Annotated in this window: 15 protein-coding genes and 1 tRNA gene; 7 read left to right on the top strand and 9 right to left on the bottom strand. The window is 60.0% G+C overall.

Going from position 1 to position 16,394, the window contains the following annotated elements:
• Positions 1 to 47: 47 nt before the first annotated feature.
• From TX72_RS03645 to TX72_RS03665, 5 genes are all read right to left on the bottom strand, one after another.
• Positions 48 to 401: an acylphosphatase gene (locus TX72_RS03645; RefSeq protein WP_042503148.1), complete on the bottom strand. Its 354-nt coding sequence runs from the start codon at positions 399 to 401 to the stop codon at positions 48 to 50.
• Positions 365 to 1,723 carry a cobyrinic acid a,c-diamide synthase CobB gene (locus tag TX72_RS03650; RefSeq protein ID WP_011127613.1) on the bottom strand — a complete coding sequence of 453 codons (1,359 nt, stop codon included), beginning with the start codon at positions 1,721 to 1,723 and terminating at the stop codon, positions 365 to 367. Before TX72_RS03650 ends, TX72_RS03645 begins: the two co-directional genes overlap by 37 nt.
• A 16-nt stretch (positions 1,724 to 1,739) precedes the next feature.
• Entirely contained in the window at positions 1,740 to 3,026 is a 1,287-nt protein-coding gene (locus tag TX72_RS03655) for a glucose-6-phosphate dehydrogenase assembly protein OpcA (RefSeq protein WP_011127614.1), read from the bottom strand.
• A 39-nt stretch (positions 3,027 to 3,065) separates the two neighbouring features.
• The gene (gene zwf / locus TX72_RS03660) at positions 3,066 to 4,589 is read right to left on the bottom strand and encodes a glucose-6-phosphate dehydrogenase (protein ID WP_011127615.1); all 1,524 of its coding nucleotides are present in this window, start codon (positions 4,587 to 4,589) and stop codon (positions 3,066 to 3,068) included.
• A gap of 159 nt (positions 4,590 to 4,748) precedes the next feature.
• Positions 4,749 to 5,918, bottom strand: a complete 1,170-nt coding sequence (locus TX72_RS03665) for an FAD-binding oxidoreductase (protein WP_011127616.1) — start codon at positions 5,916 to 5,918, stop codon at positions 4,749 to 4,751.
• 138 nt (positions 5,919 to 6,056) lie between these two features.
• On the opposite strand from TX72_RS03665, the gene TX72_RS03670 reads away from it, so the two are divergent.
• Complete coding sequence (locus tag TX72_RS03670) at positions 6,057 to 6,599, top strand: SRPBCC family protein (RefSeq protein WP_011127617.1); 543 nt, start codon at positions 6,057 to 6,059, stop codon at positions 6,597 to 6,599.
• Between the two features lie 69 nt (positions 6,600 to 6,668).
• On the opposite strand, the gene TX72_RS03675 is transcribed toward TX72_RS03670, so the two are convergent.
• Together TX72_RS03675 and TX72_RS03680 are read right to left on the bottom strand one after the other, a co-directional pair.
• Positions 6,669 to 6,741: transfer RNA gene (locus TX72_RS03675), tRNA-Glu, on the bottom strand.
• A 47-nt stretch (positions 6,742 to 6,788) separates the two neighbouring features.
• Positions 6,789 to 7,940: a histidine kinase gene (locus TX72_RS03680; protein WP_011127618.1), complete on the bottom strand. Its 1,152-nt coding sequence runs from the start codon at positions 7,938 to 7,940 to the stop codon at positions 6,789 to 6,791.
• Between the two features lie 106 nt (positions 7,941 to 8,046).
• Between TX72_RS03680 and TX72_RS03685 the strand changes: the two genes are divergently transcribed.
• The 3 genes from TX72_RS03685 (at position 8,047) to pepN (ending at position 11,834) form a co-directional block, all read left to right on the top strand.
• The gene (locus tag TX72_RS03685) at positions 8,047 to 8,634 is read left to right on the top strand and encodes a hypothetical protein (protein WP_011127619.1); all 588 of its coding nucleotides are present in this window, start codon (positions 8,047 to 8,049) and stop codon (positions 8,632 to 8,634) included.
• A gap of 69 nt (positions 8,635 to 8,703) precedes the next feature.
• On the top strand, positions 8,704 to 9,114 hold the full coding sequence (locus TX72_RS03690) for a DUF8650 domain-containing protein (RefSeq protein WP_011127620.1): 411 nt from the start codon (positions 8,704 to 8,706) through the stop codon (positions 9,112 to 9,114).
• Between the two features lie 116 nt (positions 9,115 to 9,230).
• Entirely contained in the window at positions 9,231 to 11,834 is a 2,604-nt protein-coding gene (pepN, locus tag TX72_RS03695; protein ID WP_011127621.1) for an aminopeptidase N, read from the top strand.
• Here pepN and TX72_RS03700 read toward each other — a convergent pair.
• Positions 11,824 to 12,090, bottom strand: a complete 267-nt coding sequence (locus TX72_RS03700; RefSeq protein WP_042503152.1) for a TFIIB-type zinc finger domain-containing protein — start codon at positions 12,088 to 12,090, stop codon at positions 11,824 to 11,826. The two genes, pepN and TX72_RS03700, sit on opposite strands and share 11 nt — an antisense overlap.
• Here TX72_RS03700 and TX72_RS03705 point away from each other — a divergent pair.
• Entirely contained in the window at positions 12,089 to 12,844 is a 756-nt protein-coding gene (locus TX72_RS03705; protein ID WP_011127623.1) for a peroxiredoxin-like family protein, read from the top strand. The genes TX72_RS03700 and TX72_RS03705 overlap by 2 nt on opposite strands.
• 23 nt (positions 12,845 to 12,867) lie before the next feature.
• Entirely contained in the window at positions 12,868 to 14,274 is a 1,407-nt protein-coding gene (locus TX72_RS12830) for a peptidylprolyl isomerase (protein ID WP_011127624.1), read from the top strand.
• Here the strand turns inward: TX72_RS12830 and TX72_RS03715 are convergent.
• A complete protein-coding gene (locus tag TX72_RS03715) occupies positions 14,256 to 14,813 on the bottom strand; it encodes a rhomboid family intramembrane serine protease (protein ID WP_011127625.1) in 558 nt (185 codons plus the stop codon). The two genes, TX72_RS12830 and TX72_RS03715, sit on opposite strands and share 19 nt — an antisense overlap.
• 47 nt (positions 14,814 to 14,860) lie before the next feature.
• Here TX72_RS03715 and TX72_RS03720 point away from each other — a divergent pair, with 47 nt between their 5' ends.
• Positions 14,861 to 16,393, top strand: a complete 1,533-nt coding sequence (locus tag TX72_RS03720; RefSeq protein ID WP_011127626.1) for a phytoene desaturase family protein — start codon at positions 14,861 to 14,863, stop codon at positions 16,391 to 16,393.
• Position 16,394: the final 1 nt, after the last annotated feature.

Genomic DNA, 16,394 nt, shown 5'->3' on the forward strand with positions numbered 1-16,394 from the left:
CTTTGTCCTGTGGATCGAGGAAGTTCTTGCCCATCTCTGGTGTTTGTTCAGTGGCGCACCTCAAACCAATCATCACCGGTCACCGGCAACTGACTCAGCTGAACTCTCAGCACCTGTGCTCCAGGGGGCCCCTGCTCGCACCAGGCCCGCAGCTCTGAAATCGCCAGGGGCGGCCCCTCGGCCTGCACTTCAACACTGCCGTCTCGCAGGTTGCGGATCCAGCCCCGCAGTCCGAGGTCCAGTGCGCGCCGATTGCAGCTGGCTCGAAAGCCGACCCCCTGGACCCGCCCGTGGATCAGCAGCCGCCAGCGTTCGAGGAAGGGTTGCAGCCGTCCGGGCTGGGATCTGTTGACGAACCGCCTGGCTATGGCGTCGGATCTGCTGCGAGTGCGTCGCGCCATCGGGAGCAGATCATCGAAGAGCTGGCCCAGTGCAGGTGAATCCAGCTGGCGTGAATCCTCTGAGTACCCCATCCCTCCGGTATCCGTCCGGTCTTCCAGCCCTCAATGTCCCACAGCACGGACCCGGCCGATGTCGGTCGGTCATGCTCCAGGGTCCAGCGGTGAAACTCATGGCCCTGCATGGATTCTCCATGCCGTAGCAGCAGGCCGTCCTGGCGTGGTGTCATCTGGCGGTAGCCCACCTGGAGTGCACCGCGGCGCGCGCTGAAGGGCAGCACGCCAGCCATTGGATGCGAGGTGCCATTGAGATCGTTCAGCTGCTGGCCCAGCAACAACATGCCGCCGCATTCGGCATAAATCGGATGTCGTTGCGCAAACCCCCTGAGGGCAGACAGGCTGGTGCGGCACTGCCCCAGCCGCTCAGCGTGTTGTTCCGGAAAGCCGCCAGGCAGGATCAGCCCGCGAGCCTTGGCGGGAAGAGGTGCATCGGCGAGGGGGCTCCAGGGCAGCAGGGGCATGGCCATCCGCTCCAGCAGCTCGCCTGTCTCGGCGTAACGAAAGTGAAAAGCCTCATCGACCGCCACGGCCACCGGCATCTCCGGCCCGGTGATCGGAGCGATCTCATCCAGCGGTGGCGTCCCTGACCGTGGAGCCTTCATCAAAGGGAGCCAGCGGGAAAGGTCGAGATGCTCCTCCGCGAGACGCGCCCAGCGTTCCAGTCGCTGGGAAGGATTCTGCAGCTCGTGGGCCGGGGCCAAGCCCAGATGTCGGCTGGGTAAGGCCAGGTCGTCACTCCTGGGCAGGCAGCCCAGCAGGGGCATGCCAACCGCAGCGAGAACCTCCTGCAGCAGCTCCCGATGTCGTTGGCTGCTCACTCTGTTCAGAACGACACCGGCCAGGGTCAGATCGGGGTCGTGATCACGGAAACCCTGGACGAGAGCCCCCAGCGATGCGGCCTGACCACCGGCATCGATCACCAGCACCACCGGCAACTTCAATTGTTTGGCGACAGCTGCCGTGCTGCCGGCTTCACTGCAGCCGATGCCATCGAACAGACCCATGACCCCCTCCACCAGGGCCAGATCCCGCTGGCTGCCGTAACCGTGAAAAGCCCGTTCAACCCAGGCTTTGCCGCACAGGTTGATGTCGAGATTGCGGCAGGGATGCCCTGCTGCAGCATTCAGCAGCTGCGGATCGAGGTAGTCCGGTCCAACCTTGAACGGCTGGATGCTGTGGCCCTGCGAGCGTGCCCAGGCCAACAAGGACAGAGTCAGCAGCGTCTTGCCGCTGCCGCTGGCCGGTGCGGCGATGACAACGGCCATGGCAGAGGGTGCTGCGTCAGCTCAGCAGCCTGGCAGCCAGCGGAGCCGCAGCGGCCAACAGGGGGTTGGTGGAGTCGTGTCCGCCGCTGAGCAGCCTCGCTACATCCATTTCCGGTGTGGCGTGCTGAACCGACACGATTTCCTCGTGCAGCTCAAGGCTGGCCATGCCACCCCCCTCAAGACGCATGCAGCCGCCGGATTCCGCACAGAGGATCACACAGACACCCTGACCCTGCTCCGGTTGGCAGATCACACGCAGACCGACCATCTGCCCCGCATGGACACTGGGATGGCCGGTGGGGACGGCCATCAACTGAAAGCGGATATCAGCGCCGTCATGACGGGTGAACTGCGCTGTGACTCCCTCTTCGGAGACCTTGCTCCCCTGCAACTGCCAGCCGAGACGGTCTGCGATCCACGCCGCCATCAGCAGGCCCTGGGCGGGGTGGTGACCTTCCACATCGATGTCCAATTGCGTGATGTGGCAGAGGGCATCGCGACGGTTCGGAGGGTCAAACACCATCGCCAGGGTTTCGCGCCAGCTGCGCAGACGCAGCCAGTTGAGGTCATTCACCGCCTGACCAGACTCCACACGTGAGCGCAGCAGGTTGAGGCAATGGCTGGGGTTGCCGATGGCGGTGTCCAGGATCAGGCGCCGAGGAGCACAGGCCAGCTGTTCCATCAGGTCGGGTGCTTCATCAAGGAATCCGTTCCACCAGACCCAGGACGGCATTGACGGTGGCAGAAGTGGCTGCAGGATCGACATGCCATCGCGCAGGGCGTCGTGGCCACCCCGCAACACCACCACATCACCACAGGCGGTGGTTCCGCCTCCCTCCTCAGGCAAGGGGCAATAAGCCGCCACCAGCGTCTCCAGACCCTGGTTGGCGTTGATGGTCGGCGCCAGGGTGATCAGGCGTCGGGGCTGGAGCTCACTCAGGGCCGGGTCGATGTACTGCCCCCGCAGATCGTCGGCCAGGTGGTCACCGTCGAGCTGGGCGACAGCGGCAATCAGCTCACCCGCAGTGGGTGGGGTGCTCAGGGGCAGATCGGTGTCGATCACGGCCTGGCGACCGGCGTCTAGCAGTTCATTGGATTGCTGGCCGGTGATCGGACCGTTGAGGCGGCCGGAACGCACCAGTTGCTGCTCTGCCCAGGCGGGTTGCCAGATCAGCAGACAGAAGGTGTTTGCGCCAGAGCCGGTGTTGCCCTGCTGCTCTATTGACCAGAGTTGCTCCAGGTAGGTGGGCACCTCGGCGGGGGCGAGTTCAAGCGGGGTCTGAAGGGTGAGCTGGGGGGACATGGGAGGACGGGAGATGGAGTGCGGCGAATTCAGGTGGTGTCAGGGACGACGCCAGAGCAGTCCGTCACGGGCCAGCAGGGCATCAGCGGCGGCAGGTCCCCAGGTGCGGGATTCGTAGGGATGGATCGGCAGCTGCCAAGGGCTGTCTTCGATCAGCTCCAGCAGCGGGGTGTACAGACGCCAGGCCGCTTCCACCTCGTCACTGCGGGTGAACAGGGTCGGATCGCTGAGCATGGCGTCCGCCAGCAGGCGGACATAGCCCTCATCGGAGGGCTCCCCGAAGGACTCGTCGTAGGAGAACTCCATGTCGATCGGACGGCTGCGCATGCCGGACCCGGGGGATTTCACTTCGAAGCGGAATTCCGCCCCTTCGTCGGGCTGGATGCGCAGAATCAACTGGTTGGCCGTGGGGCCGCCGGTGGCTGCATCGAAGAGATGCACTGGTGCTTCGCGGAAGGTGAGCACCACCTCGCTGAGGCGTTTGGCCAGCCGCTTGCCTGTGCGGACGTAGAAGGGGACCCCCTGCCAACGCCAGTTGTCGACGAACAGCTTCATGGCGACGTAGGTCTCCGTGGTGCTGTTGGGATCGACGCCGGGTTCCTGGCGGTATCCGGCCAGGGGAGCGTCATGGCTGCCGCCGGGGCCGTACTGACCGCGGATGCAGCAGTTCCATGGCTCCTGCTCGTCAGCCAGTCGTGCCGCTTGCAACACCTTGGCCTTTTCGTTGCGGATCGCCTCCGGGTCAAAGCGACCTGGCGGTTCCATGGCTGTGATGGCCAGCATCTGGGTCAGGTGGTTCTGCACCATGTCCCGCAGGGCACCGGAGGTCTCGTAATACCCGGCCCGCTCCTCGACTCCAACGGTCTCGGCGGCAGTGATCTGAACACTGGAGATGTAGTTCCGGTTCCAGATCGGTTCGAAAATGGTGTTGGCAAAGCGCAGCACCATGATGTTCTGGACCGTTTCCTTGCCTAGGTAATGGTCGATCCTGAAGATCTGATTCTCTTGCCCGCAGCTTTTTACAACACGGTTCAGGGCTTGAGCGCTGCCGTAGTCACGACCGAAAGGCTTCTCGATCACCACGCGGCTGCGTTGAGGATCCTTCAGCAGACCGGCATCCGCTAGCGCGCGACAGCCACTGCCGTAGAACTTCGGTGACACCGAGAGATAGAAGGTGCGGTTGCCGCGGGTGGCGCACTGTTGATCAACGGTTTCCAGGCGTTTCCCCAGGCGAACCACATCCTCCGGTTGCTGCAGATCGACGGGTTCGTAGAACAACTTCGAGACGAACTGATCCCAGGCTTCCTGGTTCTCGGCGATCTTGCTGGCCAGGGCCTCGGCCATTTTTCCGCGAAACTCGTCGTCGCTCCAGGGCCGGCGGGCGCAGCCGAGAAGGGCGAATTCACTGGGAAGTCGCCTCTGCTTGAACAGTTCGAACAGCGCGGGGACCAGCTTGCGGTGGGTCAGGTCACCACTGGCGCCGAAAATTACCAGACATTGCGGTGCGATGACCCGTTCCTGTCGGAGACCGACCCGCAGGGGATTGGTGGCGGTGGCGACCATCGAGCCTTGGCATCTGAGGACGGTTTAGGCACGGAATGGGAAAACAACAGTGCCCCAGATCAACCGAGCCTGTTTTTTGGCCTGTTTTGTTGCCAAGCGAAAAAAAAGGACTGCCGATGGGCAGTCCTCGCAGAGCTTGATCAGCTGAGTTGATGCTGATCAATAGGTCTCCACGTGCCAACGATCAGCTTTCTTGAGTTGAGGGCGCAGTTCAGACCAGTCCAGACCCTTGGCAGCAGCAGCAGCGGTCATGGCTTCGTCGATGCCGGGTTCCATGCCCCTGAGGCCACACATATAAACGTGGGTCTTGGGGTTCTCAATCATCGCGAAGATCTCTTCGGCGTGCTCAAGCACACGATCCTGGATGTACATCCGACCACCCTTGGCATTCTGTTGCTCCCGGCTGATGGCCTTGGTGTAGCGGAAGTTGTCGGGGAATTCCTTCTCGTAGTGGAGTAAATCCTCGTCGTACAGCAGGTTGCCGGTCTTGGGTGCACCCATGAACAACCAGGCCTTACCGCGGAAGTTCCAACCATTGGCTTCACGCTCCCGAGGTTCGAACATGCGGCGAATGTAGGTGCGCATCGGAGCAATACCGGTGCCGGTCGCCAGCATGATGATGTTGGCGTCCTCGTCGTCGGGGAGAAGCATCTCCTTGCCCACTGGACCGGTGATCTTCACCTTGGAACCGGGCTCGATGTCGCAGAGGTAAGTGGAGCAGACGCCATAGATCTGCTCGCCAGCCTCGTTCTTGTACTCCAGCTGACGCACACACAGGGACACTGTGTTGTCTTGGTAGTTATCGCCATGGCGTGTACTGGCGATGGAGTAGAGGCGAAGTTTGTGCGGTTTGCCGTTGGCATCTTCACCCTCAGGAACGATGCCGATGCTCTGCCCTTCGATGTATTCGAGCTGGGGATCACCGCCGGAGAGGTCGAAGGTGATGTGCTGCACCCGACCAATGCCACCGTCAGCAACAAGGGAATAGTTCTCCGTCACCGTGCCAAGGAAGGGAGTCTTGGGCTTGTAGGTGTTGACCGGAACGTTGGCGTGGGACTTCTTCTTGGGAGCGGGGGCAGAGGTCACGGCTTGCGGAGCGGGGGCGCTGGACGCGGCCACCGGAGCTGCGGGGGATTCCTCGCCGGCTGGTGACACACTCAGGATTCTGGCGCCAGAGGCTGCAAGGCGCTTGTACAGGTCATTGAGTCCACTCATGGCCACTCGGTAGGTCCGAATCACCGAAGGCCCTGAACCGGCCTGAATGCCACTGGCGACAACCGTGAACAGGGACGATGAAGTTCCACCCGCTGTGGCAACGGACACCCGCATTTGACGACGTTTTTGGTGGCGAGACTATAGAGGTGCTTTTAAAAAAGACTCAATTCAGTTGCTCTTTGCCACAACGGGCGATGTCGTCTGGACGACTTCCGTAAGATCTGTTCGGACCAGCTCTGTGCACCAGACCCGTTGACTCCACTCCAGGCGCTGTTTCCAGGTGGGCTTCGCTCCTCCAGTCACCAGAGCGAAACCATCGAGCAGACGATGGAACGTCTGCCAGGCGGAGCGCGGCGTCTTGCGGTTCAGCTGAAGAGTTCGATCCCCGCTGAGCTGTTCTGGGACGTCCTGACGGATTACGCCCATCTGGCCGATTTCATTCCCAACCTGAGCTCCAGTGAGCTGGTGATGCGGGATGGAGAGACGGTTCGCCTTCAGCAGGTTGGCAGCCAACAGTTGCTGGGGATGCGTTTTTCGGCGCAGGTGTTGCTTGAACTTCGCGAATTCAAGCCCGATGGAGTGCTTCGTTTTCAAATGCTGAAGGGAGACTTTCGACGATTTGAAGGTTCATGGCAGGTCAGAACCCTGCCGGAAGGGTCGACCCTCCTTTACGAGCTGATGGTGCAGGGGTGTCTGGGAATGCCGATCGGCTTGATCGAAGAGCGTCTTCGCGACGACCTCAGCAGCAATCTCTTCGCGGTGGAGCGGGAAGCCCTACGACGCTGCAACAACTGATCACAAGCGATCAGGAATAAAACCCCAGTTCACTCTGATTTTGATCACCGGCGATCGGTGAATCATTAATACCCCCAAGGGGATTCGAACCCCTGTCGCCTCCGTGAAAGGGAGGTGTCCTAGGCCTCTAGACGATGGGGGCGAGGCCGTGATCAAGAAGCCGTCTGTGCTCCTCATCACCAGAACAAACTACGGCTCGAGCTCTCCCTCCGTCAAGACGGCCTGCCCCCATTCCTGGCCCTGTCCCTGCCATATCGGGACGGTAAAGGTGAAACACGCTCCCTCTCCTGGTTCGGAGACGACCCAGATCCGCCCTCCATGCACTTCCACGATGCGGCGGCACACCGATAAGCCCACGCCGAACCCCGTGGTGCGGTCGGAGGTCTGGGGAAGACGAACCCGATCGAGAAAGATGCGCTGCTGCTCTTCCGTCGGGATGCCAGGCCCGCTGTCGCAGACACTGACTTCAACCCTCTGGCTGGTGCGGTGGAGCATGGTGAGGGTGATGTGTCCGCCGTTGCCGGTGTATTTCAGAGCGTTCTCCAGCAGATTCAGCAACACCTGACGCATGCGGCGCTGATCAGCAAAGACCTTGGGCAGGTCGCTCGGGATGTCGGTGCGGATCTCGACGTTTCGTCCAAGCCAGAGTTTTTCGAGTTCGAGGATCACTTCCGCTGAAACGCTGGCCAGGTCCAGCCGCTGTGGATTGAACAGCGTTTCCCAGCGGGTGGTTCCCACCTCCAGCAGATCCTTGGACAGGGCCTCCATCTCCTCCAATCTCCGCGTGATCACGTCCTGGAAGCGGGTCATATCGATCTGTCCCAACCGCTGGCTCTGGAGTGCCAGGGCAGCAGCGGTCAGTGGAGTCCTCAGCTCGTGGGCCACCATCCGCAGCAGTCGCTCCTGGGCGTGAATCCGGTCGATCAGAGTCTCGTTTTCCTGGCGCAGCACCAGCAGCTGGTCTTCAAGTTGAAGCTCTTTTTGCGTTCGGCTGCCGTCCAGTTCCGTCGGCCTCAGGCTGAGACCTAAGCCGCTCACCACGCCGTCCTGCTGCCAGCGGGGCACCCATCCCTTCAGCTGCTGGAGAATGTTGCTGCCGGCGAAGACCTGCTTCGGTGCTGGGGAGAGCTTGATCAGTGCCGGCGTGATCACCAGCCTGTGCAGTTCCAGCAGTTCTGGCTGCTGCGATGGATCCGCCAACTGCAGTGTCACCTGGAATCCCACGTCATCGCGTTCCAGGTAATGAACGACGGACCTCAGGTCAGGGCCGGAAAGGTGATGGCGGGCTGCCACCAGCAGGAGTTTCAGCCGCTGGCGACCCTTGGGATCGTCCTCCCCCACGGCTCAATGATGACGCAAAACTGAGGCTTACCTTATGGGTTTTTGACTGGTCCGCCATCCGGGCTAAGACAACTGGAAGCACTCCGACGCCTGGCCGACACGGTTCATGTCGCTCTTTTCCGCGCAAAACCGTGTTCCACTCACGGTTCCTGGTTCAACCTCCGCGTCACCGTCCATCCAGGTGGACAGCAACCTGCGTCGCTGGTTTGGCCGAAATCTCGGGATCTGGCGCTCCCGCCGGCAGTACACCTTCAGCGATGAGCAGGTGCTGCATGTGGATATGCACTTGAAGATGGAGGCCTTTTCCGAACCGGCAGCCGGTGAAAGCCGGTATCGCTTCAGCTGGTGGTCCGATGAAAACAACCAGCACTCCGACGAATTCTTTGCACGCAAACCCTGGTATGAGCGCAGTGGGGTGATGGAAGCCACGCTCTGGGGGCATCAGTTGCAGCGCAGTCGCGGATACCTCAACACCGATCCCGTGCGCACGCGCCTGCGCCAGGTGGATGAACACGAAACGATCCTGGAGTCTCATTACCAGCAATGGGACATCCTTGAGCACATCCGTCTGGTGGACCAGGACCGCTACCGCTACCGCGCCATCTACAGCTGGGAGAACGGAGAGCTGGCGATCGTTGAACATCACCACGAAATCAGGATGTCTGACCCTCTGCCTCTGATCCAGGAGGACTGACCGGTCCACACTCGTTTAGTTCCAGCTCAATTTGAGGGACAATTTGCTCGTGAAATCATTTTTCGTCCGTTGAACCTTCGCCAAAAACTCCTGGGGGCCCTGGCGGTGCAGGCCTTCCTAGCCCCCATCGGCCTTCTTGGTTCTGCGGCCTCTGCACAGCAGGCCAAACCGGCCACCAATGAAGACATTGCCGTTTATCAGGCGATGGGGACGTCGTTCTTTTGCATGGCTGCCCTGGATGGTGTGGAGTTCCCCAAAGCACTGGGCATTTCCGCGAGCACCTATGCCCAGGCCCTGAAAGGTCGCCATGAGGGTCAGGTGGCTTCCCTCCAGGGCAAGGCTCTCACCGATAAGGAAATGTTCGCGGCTGCAGAACAGCAGGTGCTGGTTCGGGCGATGGCTGCCTGTCCGAAGGCCATCCCAGATGACGTTCAGACCAAGGTCAAGGAAGCCCTGCAAAAACGGCAGGCGGAATCCTGAGCGGATCGTCCAAAAACCACGTCTGAAGGTTTCTCAGGGGCCAGTCGCATTCGGCTGGTCCTTTTTTTTGAAAAGGACGTTGCGCCAGGATCAGCTCTCAGTCAGCTGCCAGCGCCATGGTTTCCGCCGCTCCTGTCCGCCTTGCGGACTACAGCCCATGGCCATTCGCACTGCCGGCAATCCATCTGGCTGTCGACATCAGACCGGGCGATGTCCTGGTGACAAGCCGACTGGATCTGGAGCCGAGAGGAGGTGCTGAAGCTCTTCAGCTCCGTGGGGTGGATCTTGAGATCTGCAGCATCAAGCTGAATGGCGACGATGTTGCCGGTGATGACTACAGCTATAGGGATCAGCTGCTGACCATCCACTCACCGCCGAGCAAGCCGTTTGTTCTGGAGACCTGTTGCCGCATTGATCCCTACAACAACAGTTCTCTCGAGGGCTTGTACGTCAGTGGAGGGCTACTGAGTACCCAATGCGAAGCGGAAGGATTCCGGCGCATCACCTTTCATCCCGATCGCCCTGATGTACTCAGCCGTTGGACGGTGAGGATCGAGGCGTCACGTGCCAGCTGCCCCGTGCTGCTGAGCAATGGCAATGCCATCTCCGAGGAGGAGCTGACGGATGGGCGTCATGCCGTGACTTGGAAGGACCCCTTCCCGAAGCCGTCTTATCTGTTCGCCCTGGTGGCGGGCGAATTGCGCGAAATTCGCGATTTGTACACCACGGCATCAGGTCGTGCGGTCACGCTTCGCTTGCATGTGGAGGAGGGGGATGAGCCTTACTCCACCCACGCGATGGAGTCGCTGAAGCGTTCCATGGCCTGGGATGAGCAGGTGTATCAGCTCGAATACGACCTCGACGAATACAACATCGTCGCGGTGCGCCACTTCAACATGGGCGCGATGGAGAACAAGAGTCTCAATATCTTCAATTCGAAGTTGGTGCTGGCTGATGCCGAAACGGCAACGGATGCAGAGTTGGAGCGGATCGAGAGCGTGATCGCCCACGAGTACTTCCACAACTGGAGCGGTAACCGCATCACCTGTCGCGACTGGTTTCAGCTCTCGTTGAAGGAAGGTCTCACCGTGTTCCGTGATCAGAGTTTCACGGCGGATCTGCACTCTGCAGCCGTGAAACGGATTGAAGATGTGGCGATGCTGCGCAACACCCAGTTCCGTGAAGATGCCGGCCCGACAGCGCATCCGGTGAAACCTGCTGAATATCAGGCGATCGACAACTTCTATACGACAACGATCTATGAAAAAGGGGCGGAATTGATCCGCATGCTGCACACCCTGTTGGGGCAGGAGCGGTTTATGCGCGGTATGGCGACCTATGTGAGCCGTTTTGATGGAACCGCCGCGACCACAGAGGATTTTGTGCAATCCATCGTCGATGGTGCTGCGCAAGACGGTCAGCCCCTCGGCTTTGATTCGGAGCGGTTCAAGCGTTGGTATCACCAGGCTGGAACGCCGGAGCTCACGGTGCAACGGCAGTGGGATGCGGTCAAAGGGGAGTTGACCCTTGAACTGCGTCAGTCCACGCCGCCAACCCCAGGACAAACCGAGAAGCAACCCCTGGTGTTGCCAATCGCCGTGGCGCTGGTGGGGGAGAAGGGCCGCATCGGCGAAGAACAGCTGCTGGTGATGGACGGAGATCAGGCCAGCCTGACGCTCCAGGGTGACCCCGGCAGCGCAGCACCGGCCCTGTCGCTGTTACGCCGTTTCTCGGCACCAGTGAATGTGCAGCTGGAGCAGTCGCTGCAGGAATCTCTGCAATTGTTGGCCCACGACGATGACCCCTTCAGCCGTTGGGACGCGGGCCAACGGCTGGCCCGCCAGGTGCTGCTGGCCCGCGCCAGCGGTGAGCCAGACGCGACAGTGGAAGCGGCCTTGATTCAGGCCCTGCGCCAACGGCTGAACGCCTTCGACGGTGGTGGCGGCCAGGACCTGGCGGTCCTTCTGGCTTTGCCCGGTACCGCGGAACTGGAAGCTCTGCAGAACCCGGTGGATCCCCCGGCTCTGTACGCGGCGCGACGGGAGTGGATCGCGGAGCTGGGTCGTCAGCTCGCCGATCCGCTGAATCAGCTTCTCGATGTCTGTCGCGGGGAGTGGCCGCAGGCCTGGCCTGCTGGACAGGGCGGGCGTTCGCTGACGGGTCTGGCTTGGAGTTGGCTGGCGGCCGCAGGAGACGCGGAAGCCCGCAACCAAGCTCTCGAGGCGGTGTCGGGTCCGTCGATGACCCTGGCGCGGGCAGCCCTGCGGGCCTTACAACCCATGGAGGTGGACGAGCGGGATCTGGCCCTGGATCGCTTCTATCAGCGTTGGCAGGATAAGCCGGTGATCCTCGATGCCTGGTTTGCCCTGGAGGCATCAGCCCCGAGAACCGACGGATTGCAACGAGTCCAAGCACTGCTGGAACATCCCCGCTTCGACCCACTGGCACCAAACTCCCTGCGTGCGGTGCTGGGGGGATTCACGGCCAACGTTCCGGTGTTCCACGCCATCGATGGCAGTGGTTATCGCTTCATGGCCGATCAGATCGCTGCGGTGGATCGCCGCAATCCGATTACGGCTTCGCGCATGGCCAAGGTGTTCAGCCGCTGGAGCAGTTACGGCGTTGATCGACAGTCAGCCATGCGTCAAGCCATCGACCAGTTGGCAGCTGGTGAGTTGTCTTCCAACACGGCTGAAGTGGTGGCCATGCTCAGGACGTGAGCACCACCACTGCGATTGCGACACCAATCAACAGCATCAACCAGAGCAGCCTCTTGCGACCGAGCTGAGAAGCACCATTACGTCGTTGTTGGTTCCTTGGGTTTGGACGACTCCGACTTGGTCGGCTCCCCGCCGCCAGTCCGCAGGACTGACAGACCAGCCGACCCGCCAGAGCTCGGTCAGCCCTGAAGCGACGACTGCCGCAGTTCTGACAGACACTGGTCACCTTGCAACCAACGGCACAGGTCTCCAGCATGACGCGGCAAAGCACAGTGAGCCAGCAGCAGAGCCTTCAACCGTTGCTGGAACGTCTATCGCCACCACCTTCAGGGTGGCGACGTCTCGTCATCGTGATGGGGCAGCTGGGCGACTTCGATTCGATGGAATATGCCCAGGCTCTGGTGCCGCGACTGTCGGAACTGGAGCAGGCGGGGATTGCGCTGCAGGCCATTGCCATTGGTGATCAGTCGGGAGCCGATCGCTTCTGCGGCTTCACAGGGTTTCCGCGTCAAGCTCTCGAAGTGGATAGCAGCTCAGCGCTGCACGAGGCCCTCGGTCTTTATGCAGGGCTGAAACTCCCCGGCGGTCCCTGGCCAGGATTTCTGCTGATGTGTGCCGGCATAGGTTCTCCGGGGACGTTGCAGGAAGTGCTGAGGGGCTACACCGGTGATCGTCGGGCGGCGGCGATCTTCGGCGATGACGACATGGTGAAAGCCTGGCCATTACCGGCGTTTCCCGGTGCCCTGTTCGCCCGTGCCGGCGGGCGGAACTTTCAGCGACCCTTTGAACTCGCCACAAAACGTCTGTGCAATATGGGCGAGGTGCTCAGTCAATGGCGCACCTATGTGCCTGTGGATGACCACATCGCCCAGCGGGGCGGCACCTTTCTGATCGGTGCGGACGGATCTCTGCTGTATGAGTGGCGGGAGACACACCTGCTCGGTTTTGCCGACGACATGGCGGTTCCACTGGCCTTTCTTGATCCTTACCTCAGCGACAATCACAGCTAAATTGTGGACTTTGTTTGTCGTGGATGGCTTTCAACGATCTCTCCCTGGCACCTTCTGGCAAGTCTGTGGTGAAGTTGCCCAAGGGGTTCGGTGCCTCTGATGCTGTCGGCGCTGTGGTTGAACTCACGACAAATAATCAGCTTGGTGATCGATCCATTTTCTTGGAGTTGTTCAATAAAAAGGGATCAGCAGATTTTTTGACGAAGAAAACAGTCAAGAACTTTTTCAAATATTTGAATAAAGGTGTGTATGACAATTCAATATTTCACCGGTCTGTTCCTGGCTTCGTGCTTCAAGGGGGAGGGTTCTCGGCGCCGCTTGCCCCTGCTGACGAGGGAGGAAGTATTGATCCGGTGGACACGTTCAATCCGATCAAAAATGAGCCCGGTAATTCCAACCGACGTGGAACAATCGCGATGGCAAAACTGGCAGGGGACCCTGATAGTGCTACCAGTCAGTGGTTCGTGAATCTCGAAGATAATCTGTCTCTGGATACGCAAAATGAAGGATTTACTGTGTTCGGCAAAGTGCTCGGAAATGGAATGGAAGTTGTTGATTATCTTGCTTCAGTAGAGGTCTATAATTTTGGTGGTCCCTACACAGAGCTGCCACTTTGGCAGCTTGTTCAAAAACCCGATGGAAGCCTAGACGTTGGGCCTGAGGATTTTCTGATCGTCTCCTCCGCTGAAAAATTAAAATCTAAAAAGCAGCCATTCGTGTTGAGCGCCGAAAGTTCTGACGATTCTATTGTTCAAGTTAGCGTCACGAATAATCAGCGGATTAAGTTGAAGACACCCAAGAATGCTTCTGGAACGGCAACCATCTCCGTCGAGGCTGTCTCTACCGTCGATGGCACTGTTGATGCAGATCGTTTCGACGTTGTGATCGGAGGATCGGCTCAGGCCCGCTCAATGGAGCGTTCAGCGAAGAAGGGTTCAAAGTTCATTAATATTTTTGTGGATGGAGGGTCTTTTGACGACCCCTTCTACCGTTTCTTTGATTCCAATGGTGATGAGCTTGATCGGCTGAAGATCAATGTCAAAAAGAAGTACCGCTTTCACCGCCAGGATGAAGTCGCAAGTCATCCTTTTTATATTGGTGATTCTGGTTACAATACAGATTCAACAAAATCTTTGAAGCTGAAGGGCGACGGGACTTTCACTGACGGAATTACTGGTTCTGAGATGTTCTCGTTCAGCGTCCGTAAGGCCGACCGCAAGGCCTTCAAAAAGGAAGCAGAGCTTTCTTACTATTGCACCGCACATTCCTCGATGATCGGAACTTTCGCCATTAAGGGACAGAAGAACAGTGCAAATTTCATGCCTCAAGAAAGCGCTGATGTGTCAACCATCAATGACTCCACAACCACCAGTTCAGGGGGGTACTACCGAGCAATGACCGACGTTGCGGATCAGCTCCCCTTGATTTGATCTATTCCACTGGAATCTGTACGTATTGCGAATGCCGCCAGAACGCCTCCTAGAAACCCGCCGGCGTGACCAATCCAGCTCACACCGGCGGGTGAGACCCCAGGGATCAAGGCCAACAAGGCTGAGCCATACAACCAGAACGTGATTCCTCCCAGAAGAATCGGCACGACTCTGCGTTCCAATACACCGATCAACAGGAGATAGCCGAGCAATCCATACACCACACCGGAGAGCCCATGGCCTGCAGCTGGCCAGAACAGGGCGATGGGAAGTTCCACCAGCACCACTCCGATCCATACGGCGATGTAGTCGCGACTGCTCCGCGTCAGCACCAACCAGCTCAGTGGCATAAAAACCATTGTATTGGAGATGAGATGGCCAAATCCCGAGTGGCTGAAGGGTGCGCTCAACACCCGCCACAACGGCAGGCCGGGCCCCATCGGCAGATTCCACTGGCCACCAAAGAGCAATTGATCGATGAGTTCCTGACCCCAGGCCAGGCCCAGCAACAGCAACGGAATCAGCCAGCGGCCGCCCATCTCCAGCAAGCAGGGATCACAATGATGGCTCCCATGCGCTGGGTTGGGTGAAGGACAGGGTTGATGTGGTGGTGATCGGTAGTGGCATCGGTGGTCTCTGCTGTGCTGCCCTTTGCGCTCGAGCCGGGCGCGAGGTGCTGGTCCTCGAAGCCCACACCCAGCCCGGTGGTGCAGCCCATGGTTTTCAGCGTCAGGGATATCAGTTCGAATCGGGTCCGTCGCTCTGGAGTGGCTTGGCCCGTTGGCCGAGCGGCAACCCCCTAGCCCAGATCCTGCGGGCCCTGGATCAGCCCTTGAAGGTCATTCCTTACAACAGCTGGGATGTGTTGTTGCCGGAGGGGGAGCTGAGGATTCCTGTCGGAGCTGCTGGTTTTGAACAGGTTGTTCGGGATCTGCGCGGGACCGCTGCTGTTGAGGAATGGAGACGCTTCGGGGAGGTGTTGCGTCCGATCGCTGCTGCCGCCAATGCACTGCCGCTGCTGACGCTGCGCCCTGGACTGGATGCCATGGCGCAGTTGCTGGAACGCGGTCCTCGCCTGGTGAAACATTTGCCGGCGATGCGCCATCTCTCCGGTGCCTTCGGACCATTGGTCGATCGTCATCTGAAGGATGATTTCCTGCGGCACTGGGTGGATCTGCTCTGTTTCCTGATCAGCGGCATGCCGATGGGGGATACCAACGCGGCGGCCATGGCGACGCTGTTTGGGGAATGGTTTGAACCGGAGGCCTGCCTCGATTACCCAGTGGGAGGCAGTGCCGCGGTGGTCGATGCTCTGGTGCAGGGACTGCAGCGCCATGGCGGCGAGCTGAGAACGGCAGCCAGGGTCGAGCGAATCCTGATGGATGGCTCCAGATCAGTTGGCGTTCAACTCAGCAATGGCGAACTGATTCGCGCCGATCAGATCGTCAGCAATGCCGACATCTGGAGCACGTTGAAGCTGTTACCGCAGGACGTCGCCGTCGGTTGGCAACGGGATCGCGCCGAGACGCCAGCCTGCCATGGCTTCCTGCATCTGCATCTCGGCTTTGACGCCAGTGGTTTGGACGACCTACCGATTCACACCGTCTGGGTGGATGACTGGCAGCGGGGGATTGCAGCGGAACGCAATGCCGTGGTGTTGTCGTTTCCATCGGTGTTGGACCCCGCGATGGCACCGCCAGGGCAGCATGTGCTGCATGGCTATACGCCAGCCAGCGAACCCTGGTCGTTGTGGGCGGATCTGACACGGGGAAGTGAGGCCTATCAGGCGTTGAAAACGGAGCGCTGCTCTGTGTTCTGGCGGGTGCTGGAACGACGCATCCCTGACATCCGTGATCGGTGCAACGTGGTACTGGAGGGGACGCCGCTGACCCATGGTCATTACCTCAATGTGCATTGCGGCAGCTACGGCCCTGCCCTTTCGGCTGCTGAGGGGCTCTTCCCTGGCGTCACCACTCCTCTTGATGGGCTCTGGCTTTGTGGTGCCAGCACCTTCCCAGGGATTGGTATTCCACCGGTGGCCGCCAGTGGTGCCCTGGCGGCCCATGGGATTGTCGGTCGTCAGGCCCAGCGCCAGCTGTTGCAGGAGCTGGGCCTCTGAC

The sequence above is a fragment of the Parasynechococcus marenigrum WH 8102 genome (assembly GCF_000195975.1).
Taxonomy (GTDB): Bacteria; Cyanobacteriota; Cyanobacteriia; order PCC-6307; family Cyanobiaceae; genus Parasynechococcus; species Parasynechococcus marisnigri.